This is a genomic window from Rudaea sp. 3F27F6 (genome assembly GCF_005503555.1).
Classification (GTDB): Bacteria; Pseudomonadota; Gammaproteobacteria; order Xanthomonadales; family Rhodanobacteraceae; genus Rudaea.
Genome location: NZ_SCNG01000001.1, coordinates 1,758,177 through 1,781,224 on the forward strand (window position 1 = coordinate 1,758,177; position 23,048 = coordinate 1,781,224).

19 protein-coding genes are annotated in these 23,048 nt (G+C 65.5%); 15 read left to right on the forward strand and 4 right to left on the reverse strand.

The genetic code is table 11. The features are described from left to right. Positions 1-219: 219 nt before the first annotated feature. The 4 genes from FFS30_RS07485 to FFS30_RS07500 form a co-directional block, all read right to left on the reverse strand. A complete protein-coding gene (locus FFS30_RS07485) occupies positions 220-714 on the reverse strand; it encodes a glutaredoxin family protein (protein ID WP_137912423.1) in 495 nt (164 codons plus the stop codon). Between the two features lie 12 nt (positions 715-726). Beyond that, entirely contained in the window at positions 727-3,552 is a 2,826-nt protein-coding gene (locus FFS30_RS07490) for a TonB-dependent receptor (RefSeq protein WP_249352242.1), read from the reverse strand. A 71-nt stretch (positions 3,553-3,623) separates the two neighbouring features. Further along, positions 3,624-4,796, reverse strand: coding sequence for a 1,4-beta-xylanase (locus FFS30_RS07495; RefSeq protein ID WP_137912425.1), 1,173 nt, complete (start codon positions 4,794-4,796; stop codon positions 3,624-3,626). A gap of 21 nt (positions 4,797-4,817) precedes the next feature. Beyond that, entirely contained in the window at positions 4,818-5,966 is a 1,149-nt protein-coding gene (locus FFS30_RS07500; protein ID WP_137912426.1) for an aldose epimerase family protein, read from the reverse strand. Between the two features lie 362 nt (positions 5,967-6,328). On the opposite strand from FFS30_RS07500, the gene FFS30_RS07505 reads away from it, so the two are divergent. From FFS30_RS07505 to FFS30_RS07575, 15 genes are all read left to right on the forward strand, one after another. After that, entirely contained in the window at positions 6,329-7,054 is a 726-nt protein-coding gene (locus FFS30_RS07505) for a FadR/GntR family transcriptional regulator (protein ID WP_137912427.1), read from the forward strand. A gap of 61 nt (positions 7,055-7,115) precedes the next feature. After that, on the forward strand, positions 7,116-7,865 hold the full coding sequence (locus FFS30_RS07510; protein ID WP_137912633.1) for an SDR family oxidoreductase: 750 nt from the start codon (positions 7,116-7,118) through the stop codon (positions 7,863-7,865). A gap of 10 nt (positions 7,866-7,875) precedes the next feature. Further along, positions 7,876-8,493 (forward strand): 2-dehydro-3-deoxy-6-phosphogalactonate aldolase, encoded by a 618-nt coding sequence (locus tag FFS30_RS07515; RefSeq protein ID WP_137912428.1) that lies wholly within the window; start codon positions 7,876-7,878, stop codon positions 8,491-8,493. Further along, positions 8,490-9,638, forward strand: coding sequence for a galactonate dehydratase (gene dgoD / locus FFS30_RS07520; RefSeq protein WP_137912429.1), 1,149 nt, complete (start codon positions 8,490-8,492; stop codon positions 9,636-9,638). Before FFS30_RS07515 ends, dgoD begins: the two co-directional genes overlap by 4 nt. Before the next feature lies 1 nt (position 9,639). Next, positions 9,640-10,605 carry an SMP-30/gluconolactonase/LRE family protein gene (locus FFS30_RS07525; RefSeq protein ID WP_137912430.1) on the forward strand — a complete coding sequence of 322 codons (966 nt, stop codon included), beginning with the start codon at positions 9,640-9,642 and terminating at the stop codon, positions 10,603-10,605. Continuing rightward, positions 10,602-11,489 carry a 2-dehydro-3-deoxygalactonokinase gene (locus FFS30_RS07530; protein ID WP_137912431.1) on the forward strand — a complete coding sequence of 296 codons (888 nt, stop codon included), beginning with the start codon at positions 10,602-10,604 and terminating at the stop codon, positions 11,487-11,489. The genes FFS30_RS07525 and FFS30_RS07530 overlap by 4 nt, the downstream gene beginning before the upstream one ends. An 89-nt stretch (positions 11,490-11,578) precedes the next feature. After that, positions 11,579-13,141 carry a sodium/sugar symporter gene (locus tag FFS30_RS07535; RefSeq protein ID WP_137912432.1) on the forward strand — a complete coding sequence of 521 codons (1,563 nt, stop codon included), beginning with the start codon at positions 11,579-11,581 and terminating at the stop codon, positions 13,139-13,141. Between the two features lie 62 nt (positions 13,142-13,203). Then, positions 13,204-13,968, forward strand: a complete 765-nt coding sequence (locus FFS30_RS07540) for an SGNH/GDSL hydrolase family protein (RefSeq protein WP_137912433.1) — start codon at positions 13,204-13,206, stop codon at positions 13,966-13,968. Positions 13,969-14,104: 136 nt separating this feature from the next. Further along, entirely contained in the window at positions 14,105-15,121 is a 1,017-nt protein-coding gene (gene dusA, locus FFS30_RS07545) for a tRNA dihydrouridine(20/20a) synthase DusA (protein ID WP_137912434.1), read from the forward strand. A gap of 139 nt (positions 15,122-15,260) precedes the next feature. Next, positions 15,261-15,494: a PepSY domain-containing protein gene (locus FFS30_RS07550; RefSeq protein ID WP_137912435.1), complete on the forward strand. Its 234-nt coding sequence runs from the start codon at positions 15,261-15,263 to the stop codon at positions 15,492-15,494. A gap of 151 nt (positions 15,495-15,645) precedes the next feature. Beyond that, entirely contained in the window at positions 15,646-16,362 is a 717-nt protein-coding gene (locus FFS30_RS07555) for a response regulator transcription factor (protein ID WP_137912436.1), read from the forward strand. Positions 16,363-16,380: 18 nt separating this feature from the next. Beyond that, positions 16,381-17,772, forward strand: coding sequence for an ATP-binding protein (locus tag FFS30_RS07560; RefSeq protein WP_137912437.1), 1,392 nt, complete (start codon positions 16,381-16,383; stop codon positions 17,770-17,772). Positions 17,773-17,955: 183 nt separating this feature from the next. Further along, entirely contained in the window at positions 17,956-19,530 is a 1,575-nt protein-coding gene (locus FFS30_RS07565) for a M48 family metallopeptidase (RefSeq protein ID WP_137912438.1), read from the forward strand. Then, positions 19,527-21,452 (forward strand): sel1 repeat family protein, encoded by a 1,926-nt coding sequence (locus FFS30_RS07570; protein WP_137912439.1) that lies wholly within the window; start codon positions 19,527-19,529, stop codon positions 21,450-21,452. Before FFS30_RS07565 ends, FFS30_RS07570 begins: the two co-directional genes overlap by 4 nt. Before the next feature lie 100 nt (positions 21,453-21,552). Continuing rightward, positions 21,553-22,320 (forward strand): isocitrate lyase/phosphoenolpyruvate mutase family protein, encoded by a 768-nt coding sequence (locus FFS30_RS07575; protein ID WP_137912440.1) that lies wholly within the window; start codon positions 21,553-21,555, stop codon positions 22,318-22,320. Positions 22,321-23,048: the final 728 nt, after the last annotated feature.

Below are 23,048 nucleotides of genomic sequence, written 5' to 3' on the forward strand. Positions count from 1 at the left end.
GTACCAATTCACACTGCAGGTGGAACAGGAATATTGGGCATGCGCCAACGAAGAAGTCCCCGCGCCCAAGCCCATGGAGAAGCAGATTGCCGCCAACACACTGAGCGAACGAAGTCGCATAAATCTCTCCTTATCAAGCCGACGGCTCCGTGTAGGCCACGACCCGGATGGACTGGAGCCGACACGTCCATCCGCACCCGAGCAGCGGGCGCGCGCCATTCAGGGATGGCGCACGCCCGCTGCGGCTAGAGCCTCGCGAACCGCGGTTTCGCGAAAGCCACGAATTTCCCTATCGCCGATGTAGATGAGCGGCACGGCACCGCCGCCGCGTGCGGAGAATTTCTCTTCTGCGGCTTTCGACTGATCGACTACATAGTCCGTGTAGGCGATTCCGTGTTCCGCGAAAAACTCGCGAGCTTTGCGGCAGTACGGACACGTCGAAGTCGAGAACAGAACGACGGATCGATTCGCTTCGGCGTACAAGCCGCTGAAATTGCCGTTCCGATATTCGTCCGCCGGAAACACTTGCCGGTACGTCTTCTCCGCAAACGGCGCGCCGTAGAAGCCAACGGCAAATACCGCGGGGATCAATAGTGCCGTTCCGAATCTCTGCAACCACTTCATTTCGCTTTCCTCACGAAGAAGCCGTATTGCCTGCTGCTTCAACCGCCCGGGCGATCGGCGAACAACGCCTCCTGCGCCGCCGATCGCCACGCACGTTTCTGCCTACAGCTTGAAGCGCAGGCCCAGCGCGACCGTGCGATCCTGATAGCGGATGTCGCGCGGACGCGTGTCGCCGTCGCCCCAGTACTGGTGCAGGTTCGCGCCGAACAAATTGGTCGCGGTCAGAACGATCGTGCTGTACTGGTTGATGTTGTAGGCAATCGACAGATCGACCTGATTGGCCGGCTTGACCTCGTCGTTGATGCCGGCGACGGTCGGCTGGGTGAAGAAGTCGATGTAGCGGCTGCGGTAGTTGTAGGCCAGGCGCGCGGAGATGTCGTACTTCTCGTAGAACAGGACGACGTTGTAGTTGTTCTTCGACACGTTCTGCAGCGGCGCGATCACCGACGGGCCGCCGATGTACTGCGGCGTGACCGTCGAGCCGTCGATGTAGGTGTAGTTGATCTGCGCGCCGAGTCCGCTCCAGATGCCGGGCAGGAAATCGAAGGTCTGCTGATAGGCCAGCTCCGCGCCGGCGAGATGGCCACGGCCCGCGCTCTGCGGCGAGGACAGCTGATACTTCTCGCCGCCGATGACCACATCGGTCACGTAGTTCTGGATGTAGCCGTCGATCTCGCGATAGAACACGCCGCCGCTGAGCGAGCCGACCGGCGAGAAATACCATTCGAGCGTCGCATCGTAGTTGTTCGACTTGGTCGGCTTGAGATTCGGATTGCCGCTGCCGCCGTAGCCGAGACGATTGACCGTGCCCGGAGTCAGCGACATCGACGGGTTGAGCTGGCCGAAGTCGGGATAGGTCAGCGTCTTCGCCGCGACCACGCGCGCCTGCAACTCGTCGGACAGGTGCACGATCAAGCTCGCGTTCGGCAGCGTCGTCGGCTTGCTCGTCTTCACGTTGAGCGGCGTGTAGGTCACCGTATCCGTATTGAACGCGAACGCGTCGAGATTGCGCTTGACGTTTTCCAGACGTGCGCCGACGACGCCCTCGATCTGCTTGCCGAACAATTCCGTGTCGTAGGCCGCCTGCAGGTAGCCCGCGTACTTCTTCTCGTCGATCTCGAAGAAACGTCCCGGATTGAGCGGCGCCAGTCCGGGCGCCAGGCCGTACATCCGGCGCAGCGCGTCCTGGTTGCCGATCAAATAGTCGTAACAGCCGGTAAGAAAACCGTCGGGCAGCGCCGGGTTTTTCGGCATCGAGCAGAAATAGTTGCCCGGAAGACGCTTGACGACCTGGTTGTCCGGATTCGGCGCGAGCTGAGGGTTGTTCGCCGGCGTGCCCGGGCCGCCCGGCGGCGGCGTCGAAATCTCGACGCTGCCGACATAGTTGGCCTTGTGGTCGGAAAGGCGTACGCCGAATTGCAGATTGTGCAGCGGGCCTGCGTCGAGATCCCAAACGCCGTCGAGGCGCAGCGCGTTTTCCTTGCCGCGTTCGGTATGCCAGGTCTGAAACAGACCGTTGAGGTAGTAGTTGTTCGGATCGTTCTGCGGATTGCCGGCAAGGCCCCAGTTGGTGTGGCCGTTGGCGTACCAGTTCGTCGTGAGCGGCCCCTTGAGAAATTGGTCGATGATGAAGTTTTCTTCGTGGTACGACGACAAGGTCTGCGACAGGTCGCCGGTCAGATGCAGACGGCCGTGGTTCCACTTGAAGCCGACAGAGTTCTGGATGTCGTGGCCCCACGCCTGTTTTGCCTGCGTGCTGGTCAACGCGTAGTTGCTCGCGGTCCAACTGCCGCTCGACGCGTCGCATATCGTCTGGCCGTAGTACGGGCTGCCGCCGAGCTGGTTCTTGTAGCAGTTGTCGGTCACCTTCAGATTGGTCGGCGCGACCCAGCCGACCGGAAAACTCGCATAGAACGTGTTGTTGTTGCGATCGCTGAGCCAGTCGTACAGGCCGCGCGCGTACAGCTCCAACTCGTCGGAGATTTTCCACTGCAGGCCGTAGTTCACCTCGGGGCGCTTGCGGTAGCCCATGTTGTAGGTGGCGCCGAATGCGTTCGGCACGGAAATGAGATTGCCCGAACTCGTGCGAATCGGGCTGTCGATCGTGCCGCCCGGATTGTTCGGATCGGGCAGCGGCTGTGTCAGCACGCGCGGGTTGTCGCCCCAGACCGCGTTGTACGCGTAGTGCTCGGTGATCGTGCTGAAATTGATCAGCGCGCCGAATTCGCCCGCGCCGGTCTCCCAGCGATCACTGAGCAGCAGACTCGCGGTCGGATCGGTGCGCGCCGAGTACTTGCCGTTGGTCTCGGTCAGCGTGCCGGCGATCTTGCGTCCCTCGAAGTCGAACGGCTGGAACAGTTCCATGTCGACGAGGCCGGCGATGCCGCCATCGGGCAGGCTCGCATCGCTGGTTTTGTATACTTTTATCGCCTTGACCGCGGTGGCCGGCAGATTCTGGAACGCATAGCCGCGGCCGGCGCCGCTGGTGATTTCGTTGCCGTTGAGCGTGGTCACCACATTCGGCAGACCGCGCACGACGACCGTGGTCGTTTCGCCCTTGCCGTCTTTCGCGACCTGTACGCCGGTGATGCGCTGGATCGCCTCAGCGACGCTGTTGTCGGGCAGCTTGCCGATGTCTTCGGCGATGATCGAATCGACGATCATGCGGTCATACTGCTTGATCGACTGCGCCGAGCTCAGGCTCGAACGCAGCGAGCCAGTCACGGTGACGGTTTCCAGTTCGGCGGCAGGCTTGGCCTTGCCGTCGGGGCCGTCCGCCGCGGTGGCGCCCGGTGGCGCGGCCGTCGCGGCCGTGACCGCCGCGGCGTCGGGCGTGGTCGTTTGCGCCGCGGCACCTGTGGCGAGCGACGCCATGATCGCGCCCGCCAACAGGGAAACGGCGAATCTCTGTTCGGTTCTATTCTTCACTTGCGCCCTCCTCTCAATGAAGTACGGCGAGCCGGATGCGACTCGCATCGTTTTTTTGTTTTTGTGTACGGTTATTTCGCTGGCTTGGGTGCCAGGGGACTCAACGCGGTCTCGGGTACCGCGCCGCGCGGCGCCTTGCTCAGCGCGCGCAGGATGTCGGCTTCGCGCTGGCGGTAAGGCGAACCGTCGGCGCGCAGCAGATCGTGGAACCACAGCGTCGGCGGACGCAGCGTGTACGGCCGCTCCCACGAATCCCACGGCATGATCGTCTGCGTCTTGCCGTCGACGAAGCCCCAGTTGACCATGCCGACGTCGAGCTTCTTCGCCAGCGGCAGCACACCGTCGATCGTCGAGCCGTTGCCGCGCGCCATGTACTCGGTGCAGAGCAGCGGACGCCCGTATTTTTCGAGCTGGCGCACGCGCACCAAGAACTGCTCGGGCCAGTCGTAGCTATGGAAACTGATGACGTCCGACTGCTCGATCTGCGTGCGCTCGACCGGATTGAGCTTGGCCGGATCGGACCAGTCGTCGTTGTGCCAGACCCCGCTGGTCAACGGCTGGGTCGGCGCCGCGCTGCGCGCCCAGGCGAAGACCTGCGGCAGCAACTTCGCGACGAGTTCGTCCTTGCCCTTCGGCTCGCGCGCCTGATAGTGGCCGCCGCCCTCGTTGTCGGGCTCGTTCCACACGTCCCAGGCGAGCACGCGCTCGTCTTTGGCGAAACTGCCGATGATGTCCTTCACATAACGTTCCAGGCGCGGGTACTGCGCCGGATCGGCGAGCGCGACGCCAGGGCTCTGCACCCAGCCCGAGTTGTGCACGCCCGGAATCGGCGGATGCTGCGCGCCGAGCTTCGGCTCGGGGTCCCAGCACGAATCGAACAGGACGAAGATCGGCTTGATGCCGTGCTTGGCCGCGATCGCGAGAAAGCGGTCGATGCGCTGCTTGAAGCCGGCCGCGTCCTGCTGCCAGAGCAGATCGTGTAGGAACACGCGCATCGTGTTCATGCCGAGTCCCTGCGCCCAGCCGAGTTCGCGATCGATGCGCTCGGCGTCGAAGGTGTCGGCCTGCCACATTTCGAGTTCGTTGATCGCGTTGGCCGGCACGTAGTTGCTGCCGAGTACCCAGCGCTGCTGCGCGTACCAGGTTTTCGCTTTTGCCTCAGACCAGCGCGCGGCGCCGTCGGCGGCATGCAGCGGCGCCACCGCCAGAATCGACAGCGCCAAGACCAATAAGATGCGTTTCATGTATCTCCCCAGATCGGTGTTTCAGTGCGACGGCGGCGCGGCCGCGGTCGAGAATTCGTAGACGATCAGATTGCGGTATTCCTTGCCCGGGTCGAGCCGCGCCGAGCCAAACGCGGGCTGGTTCGGCGTGTCCGGAAACAACTGCGGTTCGAGTGCGAAGGCGTCGCCCTGGCGATAGACGCGGCCGCCCGTGCCGACCGTGCTGCCGTCGAGGAAATTGCCAGAATAGAACTGCAGGCCCGGTTGTGCCGAGAGGAGTTTCAGCACGCGGCCGGAAGCCGGGTCTTCGACCTGCGCGACCAAACGCGGCGCGCTCGCCATGCTGCGTGCGACGACGAAGTTGTGGTCGTAGCCGTGGCCGACCAGCAATTGCGCGTCGTCGCCGCGGCGGATGTCGCGGCCGATCGGCTTGGTCTCGCGGAAATCGAACACGCTGCCGGCGACGCTGCGCACTTCGCCGGTCGGGATCAGCTTTTCATCGACCGGCAGATAGGCATCGGCCACGATGCGCAGGCGCTGGTCCATCACCGAGCCCGAGCCTTCGCCCGACAGATTCCAGTAGGCGTGGTTGCTCAGGTTGACGATGGTCGGCTTGTCGGTGGTCGCGCGGTATTCGATCGACAGGCGGTTGTGCGTGTCGAGCGTATAGGTCGCGGTGATCGAGAGCTTGCCCGGATAACCCATCTCGCCGTCGGCGCTCACATAGCTCAGGCTGACGCTCGCCGCGTCGACGCCGTGCTTGAGTTCGCCGATCTGCCACAGCACCTTGTCGAGACCGCGCTCGCCACCATGCAGCGACGTGGTCTTTTCATTCGTCGACAGTTGATACGTATGCCCGTCGAGGTCGAAGCGGCCGTTGGCGATGCGGTTGGCATAGCGCCCCACCGTGGCGCCGAAGTACTGCGGCTTCTTCAGATAATCGTCGAGAGCGGCATAGCCGAGCGTGATGTTCGCGCTCTTGCCGGCGCGGTCCGGCACCGACAGCGTGTGCAGGCTCGCGCCGAGCGTGATGATCTGCGCGATCGCGCCGCGGCCGTTGTCGAGCGTCACCGTTTCGACCGCACGGCCGTCGGCAAGCGTGCCGAACGATTCGCGCTTCGTTTCCGCCGCCTGCGCGGCGCCGCTCAGCGCGCACAGACCGAGCGCCAAAGTTGCCAGTTGCTCTCGCATTTGTAGCCTCCCGAATTCGTTCTTGTGTCTTGCTATTGATCATCTAAGCATATTGTATGATGATCTTGCAAGCATACATGTTCGAAAGACACAACGATGATGCATCGCGCCACGAAACAAGAACTGCGCAACGCACTCGAGAACGAGCGCCACCTCTTGGTTTTTCGTGCCGCAGCCGCGTATACACGGCGAAAAGAAGCGGTTCCGCATGCTGCGGCACGGCATTTCGCGGCGCGGAACGAACGCCGCGGCCGATGCGCAGCGAGACGGAAATTCGCTTTGGAAAACCTTTGCTGAAATTATTATAGTATGACAAAGTAGAGCATGACCGGTAAGCGGAACGATGGACTGAGGAGGATTCGATGAGAAAGCAGAGCGCGGTGCGCAATCTTTATGGACATGTGATGCACGAGCTGGGACAACGCATCGTCAGCGGCCAGGTGCAGCCGGGCGAAGTGCTGCCGCGCGAAGAGACGCTCGCCGAGAGCCTCAGCGTCAGCCGCACCGCATTGCGCGAGGCGATGAAGGTGCTTTCGGCCAAGGGCCTGATCGAGTCCCGCGCCGGCGTCGGCGCGCGCGTGCTCGAAGAGCGCTTCTGGAACCAGCTCGACGCCGACGTGCTGACCTGGCGCTGCGCATCGATGCCGGCCGACGACTTCGTCGACAAACTCGTCGAGATGCGCGAAATCATCGAACCCGCGGCCGCCGCCTCGGCCGCGCGCAAGCGCACGCCGGCGCAGCTCGCCGAGATCGAACAGGCCTACGCGGCGATGGAAGCCGCGAACTCGCTCGACGAATGGGCCGAAGCGGACCTGCAGTTCCACGACGCCGTGCTGCGCGCCACCGGCAACGAGCTGCTGCAGTCCTTGTTCTCGGTGGTCGAAACGGCGCTCGGCACCTATCTCGTCCTATCGGCGCGCACGGCGAACAACTTCAAGTATTCGCTGCCGCAACACAAGAAAGTGCTCGACGCGATCAAGCGCCAGCAGCCCGACGTCGCACGCAAGGTCATGCACGGCGTGATTGCGGACTCGCAGGCGAACCTGCAGCGCAGCCGCGCCAAGCCGGCGAAGAAAACCTCGGCCTGACGCCGCGGCGCCGGCGGTCGAGCATTCGAAACGAAGGGGATAGGGAGCAAGCGTGGGCGAAATGCAAGGCAAAAGGCTTGCGGGCAAAGCGGCGATCGTCACGGGTGCCGCAAGCGGCATCGGCGCCGCGATCGCCAAATTGTTCGCCGCGCACGGCGCCCGCGTCGCCGGCTTCGACCGCAGTGCACCGTCGGCCGACGTGGCCGCGGTGTGCGAACACTTCGCCGCGGGCGACGTCGCCGACGAAGCCGCGGTCAATGCATTCGTCGGCGAGGTCGGCCAACGCTTCGGCGCCGTCGACGTACTCGTCAACAATGCCGGTGCCGACGTGTTCGGCGAACCGCTGACCCTGACCACCGCCGAATGGCAGCGCAATCTCGCCACCAATCTCGGCGGCGCGTGGAACTTCAGCCGCGCGGCATTGCCGTTCATGCTCGAACGCAACGCCGGCTCGATCGTCAACATCGCCTCGGTGCACGGGCACAAGATCATCCCGGGTGCGTTCCCGTATCCGGTCGCCAAACACGGCCTGATCGGCATGACCAAGGCGCTCGGCATCCAGTACGCCGCGCGCGGCGTGCGCTGCAATTCGATCTCGCCGGGCCTGATCCTGGTCGAGCGCATCGAGCGCTGGTTCGAGCGCGAACCCGATGCGCGCGCGCGCCAGACCGAACTGCTGCCGTGCAAGCGCATCGGCACGCCCGAGGAAGTCGCCTACACCGCGCTGTTCCTCGCCAGCGACGAAGCGCGCTTTATCAACGCCGCCGACATTCTGATCGACGGCGGCCGCTCGCAGCTTTATCACGAGTGAGTACGCGGACATGGACTGGACTTCGCATCTTCCCCTGATCGCCATCCTGCGCGGAATCAAGCCTGACGAAGTCGCCGCACACGTGCACGAGCTGATCGCCTCGGGCATCGGCCTGATCGAGATTCCGTGCAATTCGCCGAACTGGCGGCATAGCGTGGAGATCGCCTTGCATACCGCTGCCGATCGCGCGGTCATCGGCGCGGGCACCGTGCTCAACAGTGCCGATGCCGACGCGCTCGCCGCGACCGGCGCGAAACTCATGGTGACGCCGAATACCGAACCGGCCCTGATCCGCCACGCCGTCGCCGCGGGACTGACCGTCGCGGCCGGCTTTCTGACGCCGAGCGAAGCCTTCGCCGCGCTCGGCGCAGGCGCGCAGATTCTCAAGCTGTTTCCGGCGTCGAACCTCGGCCCCGGTTACGTACGCGCGCTCAAGGCCGTGCTGCCGGCGAGCACGCCGCTGTTCGCGGTCGGCGGAGTCAATCCGCTCAACCTGCCCGACTTCCTCGCCGCGGGCTGCGCGGGCGCGGGACTCGGCAGTGATCTGTATGCACCGGGCCAGGCCCCCGCCGCGACGCGCGCGCGCGCCGAGGCGTTCGTTCAGTCCTTCAGGAAGAAGTCGCAGTGAAAATCACCCAACTCACCACCTATCGCGTCGCCCCGCGCTGGATGTTCCTCAAGATCGAGACGGACGAAGGCCTCGTCGGCTGGGGCGAGCCCGTGGTCGAAGGCCGCGCGCGCAGCGTCGAGGCCGCGGTCGCCGAGATCGGCGAGCAACTGATCGGCAAAGATCCCGCGCGCATCAACGATCACTGGCAGACCATGTACCGCGGCGCGTTCTACCGCGGCGGCGCGGTATTTATGAGTGCGATCGCCGGCATCGACCAGGCGCTCTGGGATATCAAGGGCAAGGCGCTCGGCGTGCCGGTGTATCAATTGCTCGGCGGTCTCGTGCGCGAGCGCATGAAGACGTATTGCTGGGTCGGCGGCGATCGCCCGGCCGACATCATCGCGCAGATCCGCAGCCGTCTCGAACACGGTTTCGACACGTTCAAGCTCAACGCCTGCGAAGAACTCGGCCTGCTCGACACGAGCCGCGCGATCGACGCGGCCGTCGCCAAGGTCGCCGAAATCCGCGCTGCGTTCGGCACCACGATCGAGTTCGGCCTCGACTTTCACGGTCGCGTCGGTGCGCCGATGGCGAAGACGCTGATCCGCGAGCTGGAACCGTATCGCCCGCTGTTTATCGAAGAGCCCGTGCTCGCCGAGCAGGCCGAGCACTATCCGCGCCTCGCCGCGCAGACGGCGATTCCGCTCGCCGCGGGCGAGCGCATGTATTCGCGCTTCGAGTTCAAGCACGTCTTCGAGCGCGGCGGCATCGCGATTCTGCAGCCCGACGTGTCGCACGCCGGCGGCATCACCGAATGTATGAAGATCGCGGCGATGGCCGAAACCTACGACGTTGCACTTGCGCCGCACTGCCCGCTCGGCCCGATCGCGCTCGCTTCGTGCCTGCACGTCGATTTCGCCAGCTGGAACGCGGTGCTGCAGGAGCAGAGCATCGGCATCCACTACAACGCCGACGGCGAAGTGCTCGACTATGTGGTCAACAAGGACGCGTTCGCGATGGAGCAGGGCTCGGTCAAACCGTTCACGCGGCCCGGCCTTGGCGTCGAGATCGACGAAGCCGTCGTGAGCGAGCGCAGCCGCCATGCGCCGGACTGGCACAACCCGGTCTGGCGCCATGCCGACGGCAGCGTGGCCGAGTGGTGAGATGAGCACGCCGCACGCCGCACCGGCGACCGCTTCGACAACGGCGCCGCTTCCGTTTTCTGCATCGACACCGCAGGCGCAGCTTGTCGTCGACAGCCGCTGCACTCTCGGCGAAGGTGTGCTCTGGTGCGAGCGCGAACGCGCGGTGCTCTGGACCGACATTCACGCCGCGCGCCTGTGGCGCTATCGGCCGCATAACGGCGAAGTGCGCTCCTGGCGCCTGCCCGACCGGCTCGGATCGTTCGCCCTCTGCGAATCAGGCCGGCTGCTGCTCGCGCTCGCGAAGGAAATCCATGTCGCCGACTTGAATGCCGACGAATCGGGCGACGCGCTGCACACGCAGGCACTCACCGCGGTCGAACCGGGCCAAGCGCATCTGCGCAGCAACGACGGCCGCGCCGACCGCGCCGGCAATTTCGTTTTCGGCACGCTCAACGAAGACGCCGCGCGCGCGCCGCTCGGCCGCTTCTATCAGTACTCGGCAAAACACGGCCTGCGCGAACTCGACCTCGGCGGCGTGGCGATTCCGAACAGCCTCTGCTTCGGCCTCGACGGGCGCAGCCTGTATTTCTGCGATACGCGGCAGGGCCGCATCATGCGCTGCGACTACGACGCGGACGCGGCCGGCGTCGGCCGGCCGGAAGTGTTCGCCGAAGTCGAATTGCCTGCGACGCCCGACGGTGCGGCGATCGACCGGCACGGCCGTTTGTGGAGCGCGCAGTGGGGTGCCGCGCGCGTGGTCTGCTACGACCGCGACGGCCCCATCGCCCGACACGTCGACGTGCCGACGCGCCAGCCGAGCTGCGTCGCGTTCGGCGGCACCGATTTCGACACGCTCTACATCACGACCGCGCGTGAAGATCTCGACGCCGACGCGCTCGTATGCGAGCCGCACGCCGGCGGCTTGTTTGCCGTGCGCCTCGATGCACCCACGGGTTTGCCCGAATCGCGGTTCGACGACCGATGATCGCGATCGACTGGGGCACGACGAGCCTGCGCGCTTTCCGTCTCGACGCGGACGGCGCCGTCACCGACACGCGCCGCTCGGCACAGGGCGTGCTCGCCGCGGCCGGCCGATTCGACGCCGTGCTGCACGATGTCATCGACGGCTGGAACGACGGTTTGATCGTCATGAGCGGCATGATCGGCAGCCGCCAGGGCTGGCGCGAAGTGGCCTACGTCGAATGTCCTGCCGGGCTCGACGACATCGCCGCAGCGATGGTGCCGCTCGACGCTGCGGCATTCGCCGATCGCCGCATCTGGCTCGTGCCGGGACTGACCGTGCGCGATGCCGACGGCATGCGCGACGTGATGCGCGGCGAAGAGACGCAAGTCTGCGGCCTGCTCGATCAACTCGGCAGCGGACGCCATCTGGTCTGCCTGCCGGGCACGCACAGCAAGCATGCCGAAATCCGCGACGGCCGCATCGCGGCTTTCCACACGGCAATGACCGGCGAGCTGTTCGACCTGCTGTGCAAACACAGCATCCTCGGCCGCCTGATGGAATCCGGCGCGCCGCATCAGCCTGCCGCGTTCGCCCAGGGCGTCGACGACGCGCGCAAGCCGCGCGACCTGCTCAACCAGTTGTTCGCCGTGCGCACCCAGGGTTTGTTCGGCACGCTGCGCGAGAACGAGCTGGCGTCCTATTTGTCGGGCCTGCTGATCGGGCACGAACTGAACGATCTGCCGGTCGCCGTCGATTCCCTGCATCTGGTCGCGGCCGACCGGCTGCTCGAACTGTACAGTGAAGCACTGCTCCGGCGCGGACTGCATGCGCGCAATCACGCCGATCATGCGGCGGCGCGCGGGCTGCATGCGTTGGCCGCGCGGCGTGGATTGCTCACGGTCTAGCAACGTCATATCCAGATTGAGCGGCACAGAAAAATAAAACATCCGCTGCGGCAACGCGGCGGGACCAGAAAAACAAAGCGGGAGGTCAAATGAAGTTGTCGGCGTCGGATATCGTCATCGTCCTGGTCTATCTCGTGGGCATCTTCGCCCTCGCCCAGTGGGTGTCGCGCGAGAAGCGCGGCCACGAGAAGGACAGCAAGGACTACTTCCTCGCCAGCAAGGCGCTGCCGTGGTGGGCCATCGGCACGTCGCTGATCGCCGCGAACATCTCGGCCGAGCAGATCATCGGCATGTCGGGGTCGGGCTATGCGCTCGGCCTCGCGATCGCGTCGTACGAATGGATGGCGGCGCTGACCCTGCTGATCGTCGGCAAATTCTTCCTGCCGGTGTTCCTGCGCAACGGCATCGACACCATGCCGCAGTTCCTCGAGAACCGCTACGGCAAGCGCATCCGCACGGTGATGGCGGTGTTCTGGCTGATTCTCTACGTGTTCGTCAACCTGACTTCGATCCTCTGGCTCGGCTCGATTGCGGTCAGCCAGGTCACCGGCATGGACCAGTTCACCGCGCTCGTCCTGCTCGGCGCGTTCTCGCTGGCCTACCAGCTCTACGGCGGACTCAAGGCGGTGGCGCTGACCGATTTCGTCCAGGTCGGCCTGCTCGTCGTCGGCGGTCTCGCAATCACCGCGCTGACCTTGTCGCGCCTCGGCGGCGACGGCGGCCTCTTCGCCGGGTTCGCCCAGTTGCGCGCGGCGCATCCGGAACACTTCCACATGATCCTCAAGCCGGACAATCCGTTCTACAAAGACCTGCCGGGCCTCAGCGTTCTGCTCGGCGGCATGTGGGTGATGAACCTGAGCTACTGGGGATTCAACCAGTACATCATCCAGCGCGGACTCGCGGCGAAGAGCGTGGAAGAGGCGCAGCGCGGCGTGTTGCTCGCCGCCTTCCTCAAACTGCTGGTGCCGCTGATCGTGGTCGTGCCCGGCATCGCCGCGGTGATGATCGCACCGGGCCTGGCCAAGCCGGACCAGGCTTATCCGACGATGATGGCGCTGCTGCCGGCCGGCGCGCTCGGCCTCGTGTTCGCCGCGCTGATCGCGGCGATCATGGCTTCGCTCGCCTCGAAGATCAATTCGATCGCGACGATCTTCACTCTCGACTTCTACACCAAGATCGCGCCGCAGACAGGCGAAGCGAAAACCGTCGCGGTCGGCCGCCTCGCCGCGGTCGGCGCGGTCGTCATCGGCGTGCTCAGCGCGAAGCCGCTGCTCGGCAGCTTCGATCAGGCGTTCCAGTACATCCAGGATTTCACCGGCTACTTCACCCCAGGCGTCACCGTGATCTTCCTGCTCGGCCTGTTCTGGAAGCGCGCGAACGAAAACGGCGCGCTCGCCGCGGCGATCGGCTCGGTCGCGCTGTCGATCGCGATCAAGCTGCTGTTGCCGGCGATGCCGTTCATGAACCGCGTCGGCTGGGTGTTCGTGTTGTCGACCGTGCTCGCGGTGCTCGTCTCGCTGATGACCGCGGCGAACGCGACCAAGGACACGATCCGCACCGACGACATCAGTTTCCGCACCTCGACGACGTTCAATGTCGGCGCGGCGATCGTGGTGCTGATCCTGATCGTGCTCTATTCGGTTTTCTGGTGAGCGCGGGAATGGCCGATTCGTTTCGATGCGCTGCGCGTCCGACTGCTCGACGAGATAGATCCATGAAAAAAGCGATGCTGTTTTCCGCACTGGCGTTGGCGCCATCGGCGTTCGTGTTTGCCCAGAACGCCGACACGAGCCCGACGCTCGCGATCCTCGCCGCGCGCCTCAACGACGACGAGAGTCGTCTCGCCGACTGGCCGCTGTTCTCGCGCTACCGCGAAGAGAACGGGCGCCTCGCGGCACCGAAGCCGGGCGAAACACGCGTGGTTTTCATGGGCGATTCGATCACCGACTTCTGGGGGCTCGGCGACGATCACGGCACCTTCTTTCCGGGCAAGGCCTACGTCAATCGCGGCATCCGCGGTCAGACCACGGCGCAGATGCTGGTGCGCTTCCGCGCCGACGTGATCGCGCTCAAGCCCAAGGTCGTCGTCATCCATGCCGGCACGAACGACATCGCCGGCAATACCGGCCCGGCAACGCAGGGCATGATCGAAGACAATCTGGCTTCGATGAGCGAACTGGCCGAGGCCAACGGCATCAAGGTCGTCATCGCCTCCGTGCTGCCGATCAATACGCTGATCGACGAGCACGCCGCCGACGCGCGCCCGCCGCAGCGCATCCGCGATCTCAACGCCTGGCTGCGCGCCTACGCGCAGCGCAAAGGCTACGTCTATCTCGATTACTACGCGGCGATGGTCGACGACAAAGGCGCGCTCAAGGAAAAACTGACCTACGACGGCCTGCATCCCAACACCTCGGGTTACGACATCATGTCGCCGCTCGCGCAGCGGGCGATCGAGCAGGCGCTCGCGCAGAAATAGCCTTTTATCGCGCGCAGGCACCGGCCCGAAATCCCGCGGTCGGGGCCAGGGCAAGCCCGGGCTACCGGCAAATTGCCGGTTTTCATTTAAAATTGTCTGATTCGCGGCCCTGCCAGGCGCCGCAAACAGGCAAAAAATGGATCAATCCGGTCAAAAAACGCTCGAAACGACGCGGCCCTATGGGCCGTGGGCGCTCTGCGTCGCGCCGATGATGGACTGGACCGACCGCCATTGCCGGTATTTCCATCGCCTGCTTGCGCCGCATGCGCGCCTATATACCGAAATGGTTACAACGGGCGCGATCATCCACGGCGACCGCGCACGCCACCTCGATTTCGACGCGGCCGAGCATCCGCTCGCGCTGCAGCTCGGCGGGCACGAGCCGGCGGAACTCGCGCAGTGCGCGCGCATCGGCGCGGACTGGGGTTACGACGAGATCAATCTCAATGTCGGCTGTCCGTCCGATCGCGTGCAATCGGGCCGCTTCGGCGCGTGCCTGATGCGCGAACCGGCGCTAGTCGCCGACTGCGTCGCGGCGATGCGCGCAGCGGTGTCCGTGCCGGTGACGGTGAAGTGCCGCATCGGCGTCGACGAGCAGGACGACTACGAAGACCTGCACCGCTTCGTCGAAACCCTGGTCGGCGCCGGCCTGGAAACGCTGATCGTGCACGCGCGCAAAGCCTGGCTGCACGGCCTGTCGCCGAAGGAGAACCGCGAGATTCCGCCGCTCAACTACGAGCGCGTGTATCGACTGCGCCAGGAATTCCCGCAGCTCACGCTGGCGATCAACGGTGGCATCGTCGATGTGGTCGCAACCAAGTCGCATTGCGCGATCGTCGACGGTGTGATGCTCGGCCGCGCGGCCTATCACGATCCTTACGTTCTCGCGCAGTGCGAACACGCGCTGTTCGGCACGCCGCTGCCCGATCGCGACGAGGTGCTCTATCGCATGCAGCCGTACATCGAAGCCAAGCTCGCACGCGGCGGCGCACTCAACCATGTGACCCGGCACATCCTCGGCCTCTATCACGGCCTGCCCGGTGCGCGTGCGTTCCGCCGCACGCTGAGCGAGCGCATGCACCGCAGCGGCGCCGACTTCCGCGTCGTCGAGCAGGCGATGGCGGGCCTGCGCGAACACGCGCAGGCGGCATGATCCGCGCACGAGTTATCGTCGGAATCGCGGCAGTTCCGCGACCGATGCCGGCCAGTTCAGGCCCAATTCAATCGAGTTTCCCATAGTGGCCTTCCCGGATTGCAAATTCTCTTCCGCCGCCTGCCAAATCACGCCCGCAATGAAATTCCGCTTCGCCACGATCCTCCTGCTTGCCGCGTTTGCGTTGTCGTCGCATGATGCCGATGCGGCCACGCTGACGATGAAGGATGCGATCGCCAAGGTGCAGCGCGAGACGGGCGGCAAGGTGTTGTCGGCGGAGTCGAAGACGCAGGGCAAGAAGACGATCTACCGGATCAAGGTGCTGACCCGCGACGGTCAGGTGAAGATCGTCGAAGTGCCCGCCGAGGATTAGCGGAACCGATGAGCGGCGCAGCCATGGACGGTTGCCGGCAAGCCTTGCAGTCACGGACGACGATGCCACCGAAAAGCGCGGGCAGGATGCCCGCTTTGCGTTGTTCGCGGTCCCGGACGATCGCACAGAAACAGATTACCTGGAGCATCCCATGCGCGTACTACTGGTCGAAGACGAAGCCCCGCTGCGCGAAACCCTGGCTGCGCGCCTGAAGCGCGACGGCTTCGCTGTGGACACCGCCGCCGACGGCGAGGAAGGTCTCTTCCTCGGCCGCGAAGTGCCGTTCGACGTCGCCATCGTCGACCTGGGCCTGCCGAAGAAGTCGGGCATGGACCTGGTCAAGGATCTGCGCGACGCCGGTCAGAAATATCCGATCCTGATCCTGACCGCGCGTTCGAGCTGGCAAGACAAGGTGCAGGGCCTCAAGCACGGCGCCGATGATTATCTGGTCAAACCCTTCCACGTCGAAGAGCTGCTCGCGCGCATCAACGCGCTCGTGCGCCGCGCGAGCGGCTGGACCAAGCCGACTCTCGAATGCGGCCCGATCGTGCTCGACACGACCGCGCAGACCGTGCACGTCGCCGGCGCGGCCGCCGACCTGACCAGCTACGAGTACAAGGTGCTCGAATACCTGATGCTCCACGCCGGCGAACTCGTGTCGAAGGCCGACCTGACCGAGCACATCTACCAGCAGGATTTCGACCGCGATTCCAACGTGCTCGAAGTCTTCATCGGCCGCCTGCGCCGCAAGCTCGACGCGGACAACAGCCTCAAGCCGATCGAGACCGTGCGCGGCCGTGGCTACCGCTTCGCGATTCCGCGCAGCGAAGGCCAGCACGAAGCCGCGGGCGAAGCTGCGGCAAAGTAAAAAAATATAAAATACCGCATGGCGCGCCGACCGCTCTCGCTGCAAGCGCGCTCACTGCTCGCCGCTGGCGTGATCCTTACCGCGTTCCTCGGCCTTGCCGGGGTCGCGCTCGATCGCGCGATCAACGAAACCCTGCTGAGCAACCTGCACGACCGCCTGCAGAGCTACGCTGAAGCGTATATCGCCAAGTCCGACGTCAGCCGTGCGCGGCGCTGGATTCCGCCCGAAGTCGATCCCGAACCGTTCATCAGCCCCGACAGCGGCTTCTACGCCGGCATGGTCGGTCCGGTCGAGGTCGACGGCGCGCGCTTCGACAGTTGGCGCAGTCCGTCCGCACTGCTCGGCGCATGGCCGTTCGACGGCGTGCTCAAACCCGGCGCGCGCCAGTTCGACTCGGTCGACGGCCCCGACGGCAGCAGGGTGTACATGTACAGCATGGGCCTGTCCTGGCCCGTCGCCGGCAGGGAACCCGTGCTGACGACGATCCACGTCGCCGAGGACGCCCGGCACCTCGAAGGACAGCGCAGCGTATTCCGGCGCAGCCTCGTCTTCACCTTCGGCGGCCTCGTCGTCGGCCTGCTCCTGCTGCTGCTCGGCCTCGTGCGCTGGATCCTGCAGCCGACGCGGCGCATCGCCACCGAACTCGGCCGCGTCGAGCGCGGCGAGCAGGAACTGCTGTCGACCGACTACCCGCTCGAACTCAAGCGGCTTTCGCGCAGCATCAACGACTTCATCGAGAGCGAGCGCAACAGCCTCAAGCGCTACCGCAATACCTTGTCCGATCTCGCCCACAGCCTGAAGACACCGCTCGCGGTCGTGCGCAGCCAGCTCGAATCGGGCGCGGACGGCAAAGAATTCCGCTGGACCGTGCTCGAACAAGTCGGACGCATGGATTCGATCGTCGCCTACCAGCTCTCGCGCGCGGCGACGAGCGGCCATTCGACCTTCGCCGCGCCGATCCTGATCGAACCACACGCCGAGGAAATCGTCAGCGGCCTGGAAAAAGTCTATTCGGCGAAAAACGTACTCTGCGAATTCGATGTCGATCCACGCGCGCAGTTTTACGGCGAAGTCGGCGATCTGCTCGAACTGCTCGGCAACTTGCTAGAAAACGCGTTCAAGTGGGCCGGGCATCGCGTGCTGCTGACCGCACGCGTGATTCCTGGCGCTCAGGGCGCGCGCCGCAATGGCTTGATCTTCATGGTCGAGGACGACGGCCCGGGCATTCCCGAGGACAAGGTCGAGCACCTGCTCCAGCGCGGCGTGCGCGGCGACGAGCGTGTGCAGGGCCACGGCATCGGCCTTGCGATCGTCCAGGATCTGCTCAAGGCCTATCGCGGCAACCTGACCGTGTCGCGTTCGGAGAATCTCGGCGGCGCCGCATTTACCGTGCGCTTCGCCGCAGGCTGAGTTCGCCTTACTTTCCGCATCGGCTCCGTCGGCTTGATCGCCGGCGCGAAAACGGCGAGAGTCCCGCGCGACGTCAATACGGCTTCGCAGGCGGTGCAGTTCATGCCGCGAAAATATCTGCGCGCTTGCGCCGCCGTTGCGTGATTGTGTTTTCAATCGACCCGGCTATCTGGAATCTCGCCCATGGAGCAAGCCTCGCCCCCCGCCGTGGGCACGCCCAAACTCTCGTTCTTCTATCGGCTCCGGATCGCGCTGTTCCTGCTGTTCGGCGCGTTCGCGATGATCGTCGTCCTGTTCGCTGCAATCGTCGTACTGGTGCTCGTCGCTGCGCTCGCGCTGACCGGCAAGGGCCTGATCGTGCTCGCCAAACTGGCCAAAGTCATCTGGATCGCGCTGCTGCCGGCGTGGGCGGTGATCAAGATGGGCTGGCGCACGCTGAGCTTCCGCGAGCCGCCCGTGCAAGGCCGGCGCCTGAAGCGCGAAGACGCGCCGATGCTGTTCACCGCGCTCGACGATATGCGTCGTACGCTGCGCGGGCCGAAGGTCGCAGAAGTCGTGCTGAGCAATGAACTCAACGCCTACGCGATCACGCGCCCGCTCGGCGGCTATTGGTTCATTCCGCTGCGCCGGCGCATCATCAGCCTCGGCGTGCCACTGCTGCAGACGCTGTCGGCCGACGAGATGCTCGCCGTGGTCGCGCACGAGTACGGCCATCTGTCCGGACATCCTTCGCGCTTCGACGCGTTCGTCTACCGTTGCCGCTGGCATTTCCTGCAAATGCTCCAGCAGACCGCGAGCTGGCAGGACTGGGCCTCACGCAAATTCGCCGGATTCCTCAACTGGTATATCCGCAAGTTCGACCGGCTCAGCTTCGCCCTCTGCCGCGATTCGGAATACGCCGCCGACGCGATCTCCGCGCACTACGCCGGCAAAGACATCGCCGCCGCTGCGCTCGCGCGTGTCAACGTCGCCAGCGGCTACATCAACGGCCACGGTTTCTGGGCGCCGATCTACGCGCGCACCGAAACCGAGGCCGAGCCGACCGTCCGGCCGTGGTCGCAACTGCCCGCGCTCGTGCGTCCGCGCCACGACCAGAACGTTTCCGCGGACCTGCTGCGCAACGCGCTCGACACCGAGACCGGCACGCACGACACGCACCCGGCCCTCGCCGACCGTCTCGCCGCACTCGGCGTCGATGCCGAAGCGTTCCGCGACCATCGCATCGAAATCCGCCCGGTCGCCGAAAGCAGTGCGGCGGAAGCCTGGTTCGGCACGAACCTGGCGCGCCTGCTCGAACCGTTCGATCGCGAATGGCAGGACCGCGTGCGCGATGACTGGCGCCGCCGCCACGAAGAACAGCGCGCGCAACAGGAACGGAAGTCTGCACTCGCCGCCGCACGCGACGAGGCCCTGCAGAATGCGCGCGCACTCGATGCGGACACCGCCTGGGGTCTGCTCGAAATGCGCCTCGACGCGAACGAATGCGAAGATCCCGATCGCGAGCTGCTCGACTTTATCGCCGCCTATCCCGATCACGCGCAGAGCCGTCTGGTCTGGGGCCGCGCGAATCTCGATCAGGACGAAGCGCGCGCCGCCGCTGCGCTGCGCGAAGCGGTGCTGCTCGATCCGGCCTGTGCCGGCGACGCCGCACTCGCGCTCGCACGCCACTACAGCAGTAAAGAGGATGGCGACGAACGCGCCAAGAGTGCGCGCTATGCGCTGATGTGGCGCCACTATGCGCAGGGAGGAACGGCATGAACGCGATCCTCGACCATCACGCCGCCGGCGCCGACAGTGCACTCGCCGGTCTGGAAAAACTCTGGGCGGACTATCTCGCCGACGAGAACGACGCGACACGCAAGGCCTTCGTCGACGCCGCCGACGCACTCGCCCTCGCGCCGTACGACGCGCTCGCCGCCGCGGCGGCGCAGACCGAGCGCAGCGCCGCGCAACTGGCGCTCGCGTTGCATCACTGCGCGAAGGCAAATGCGCACCGCGGCACGACGACGGTCGATCGGGTCAGCCGCAAGGATTGGCAGGCGATCGAATTCCATCAGCAGGCCGCCGAGCCGCTGCTGCGCCGCGCGATCGAGCTGCGTTTCGCGCCCGGCATGGCGCTCGCCGCGCTGATGCGACGCGAACAGATCAACGGCAGCCGCAGCGCCGCCGAGCGCCTGTTCGACGAAGTGCTCGAGATCGCGCCGCGCTGGCTGCCCGCATGGCGCAGCATCCAGGGCGTGCGCGAGCCGCGCTGGGGCGGCACGGTGAAGGACATGAATGCGCTGCTCGACATCGCGCCGAAGCATCTCGCCGCCGCCGATGTCGCGATCCTGACCGCCAACCACTGGTGGTGGCGCGCGAACTACACCTCGACCTGGGACGACGACGCCAAGGCCGCGCTGCCGATGATCGAACGCGGCCTCGCGCTCGACGTGCCGCCGCGCATCCGCGCCTGGCTGCTCGACGAGAAAGGCGCGATCCTTTCGCGCATGGACCGCGACGCCGAAGCAGCGCAGGTCACGCGCGAAGCGGTCGCGCTCGAACCCGCCGACGCCGAGTACCACCACCATCTTGCCCAGCGCCTGCGCTGGTCCGGCAATCTCGATGCCGCTGCCGTCGCCTACACCGACGGCGCTGCGCTCGGCGGCGAACATGCCTACGAGTGCGCGCGTGCACTCGGCGATCTCTACGCCTACGACTCGAAGACCGAAGGCGTGCCGCGCGACCGCACGCGCGCCGTCGTCGGCTACGAACGCGCACGCGAACTCGCGGCCGACGACGCCACGCGCGCGCGCTGCCTGAACTGGATCGGCCTCGAATGGAGCGAGGTCGAGCCGCACGACTATGCCCGTGCCGACGCCGCGTTCGCCGAGGCCGCCGCGCTCGGCGACCGCTACGCCGCGCGCAACCTTGCCCTGATGCTGAAGAAGACGCACGCCGACGCCGCCGATGCGCAGCGCCGCGTCACCGAGCTGCTCACGATCGCGGCCCGCGGCGGCAGCGTCGCATCGATGCGCGACCTCGCCGAGCGCCACGAGTCGGGCGTCGGCTGTAATGCCGATGCGCAGGCATCGGCCGCGTGGCGGCGCAAGGCGGCCGTGCACGGCGACGTCACTTCGCTCGGCGCGCAGGCCGACGCGCATGCCGCCGAGCGCGACACGGCCCGCGCCGAAGCGACGGGCTGGCTCGCAATGGCCGAGTCGGGTTCCGACACGGTGCCGGTGCGCACTCTCGTCAACGCCTTGCTCGAAGGGCGCTACGGCAACGCCGACCATGTCGCCGCGCTCGGTATCGTCCAGCAGGTGCTCGGCAATGAGGAGCGTGCCGACGCCGATCTCGCGATCAGCAAGACCGTGCTCGACTACAACGCGCTCGCGCCGAAGCAGCGCGATCCGAAGAGCACGCTCGCGGCGCTCAAGAGCATCCGCAAGACCGTCGACGGCTACATCAAGTCCGCGCAGACCGGCAAGGGCGAAGACCACGTCGTCGCCTACGCGAAACTGCATGAGGCGCGCTTCCGCGCACTGTCCGCCGAACTCGCCGAACTGATCCGCACCATGCCCGGCAACACCTGGGGCGCGTTCTTCTGGAATTGGTTCGGCGGTCCGCTCAAATGGAGCGTCAATCTGTTCCGCGGCGCCAGGGCATGGCCCGCGATCCGGCGCCCGAACTGGCAATGACGCCTCGGCGGCCGTGGTTCTCACGGCCGTCTGCGGATTGGTCCTGATCAAGCACCGCTGCCGCGCGCATACTCGCTCCAACGACCGACGGAGATTCGCCATGCCCATTGCGCTCGCCGAAAAACGCGCCGCGTTCCGCGCCCTGCACGCCGACGGCTGCTTCGTCCTGCCGAACCCGTGGGACATCGGCGGCGCGCGCCGGCTCGAAAAACTCGGCTTCAAGGCGCTCGCCTCGACCAGCGCCGGCATCGCCTGGTCGCTCGGCCGCGCCGACAACGAATTGTCGCGCGACACCGTGCTCGACCATCTGCGCACGCTCTGCGCTGCGACCGACCTGCCGGTCAACGCCGATTTCGAAGACGGCTTCGCCACGGCGCCGGAAGGCGTCGCGGCGAACGTGAAACTCGCCGTCGCCACCGGTGTCGCCGGCCTGTCGATCGAGGACCGTGCCGAACACGATCTGCATTCGCTGTCGCTCGCGGTCGAACGCATCCGCGCCGCGCGTGCGGCGATCGATGCGAGCGGCGAAGACGTTATGCTCGTCGCGCGCTCGGAAGGTTTCCTGCTCGGCCGGCCCGATCTCGACTCGACGATCGCGCGGCTCGTCGCCTACGCCGAGGCCGGCGCGGACGTTCTGTATGCGCCGGGCATTGTCGACCTCGACGCGCTCGCCCAGGTCGTCCGCGCCGTCGCGCCGAAACCACTCAACGTCTTGCTGTTTTCGCCGCAGATGCGCGTCGCCGATCTTGCGGCGATCGGCGTGCGTCGTGTCAGTACGGGCGGTGCGCTTGCTGCGGCCGCTTGGCGCGGGTTTGATCTGGCGGCGAGGCAGCTACTTGAGTTGGGGACATTGCCGCCGCGCGGTTGATGGCGTTGTTTGTTGTTTTCACTGGGGCGGTAGTTCCGCACCCGCTTTTGCTCGTCATCCCCGCGCGCTCTTAGCGGGGATCCAGTGACTTTGCTTTTTGTTTTGGTTTCGAAGCCAGAGCTTCCACTCGTCCTGCGGACGAGCGGGTCACTTTCTTGTCTCCAGCGACAAGAAAGTAACCAAAGAAACGCCGCCCCGGGAGCCGCGCCCTTCGCGCTGCGCGCTCCGGGTACGCGAGGCCATGCCGGGGTTCGCTCGATGGACATCCGTGTCCATTCGCGAACTCGCGCGCATCCTGCGCGCGACCCTACGGGCGATTCCGTCATGCCCTCGCCGCGGCTGACGGGGACCCGAGATCAAAAGACGGATCAAGAGCCTTCCACGAAGGGAGCTGTTGCTTAGGCGCGCAGGAAGCGCGCTGCTCCGGCTTTTCCGGGTCCCCATTACATTGCGGCGGCAGCGGACGATAAGGCCCGCTAGGGTCGGCGCGATGGATCGCGCCGATTCCGCTATTGCACACGGAGGTGCAATTAGCGGAACCCGGCCGATGACGCGGACCCTTCGGGCAGGATGCCCGAAGGGCGCAATGTTCTGGGGCGGCGTCTTTTGGTTACTTTTCTTCGCTGTTGAAGAAAAGTGACCCGCTCGTCCGCAGGACGAGTGGAAGCTCTGCTCTTAAAACACAAAAGAACCAAAGAAAAGTCGCTGGATTCCCGCCAAGAGCACGC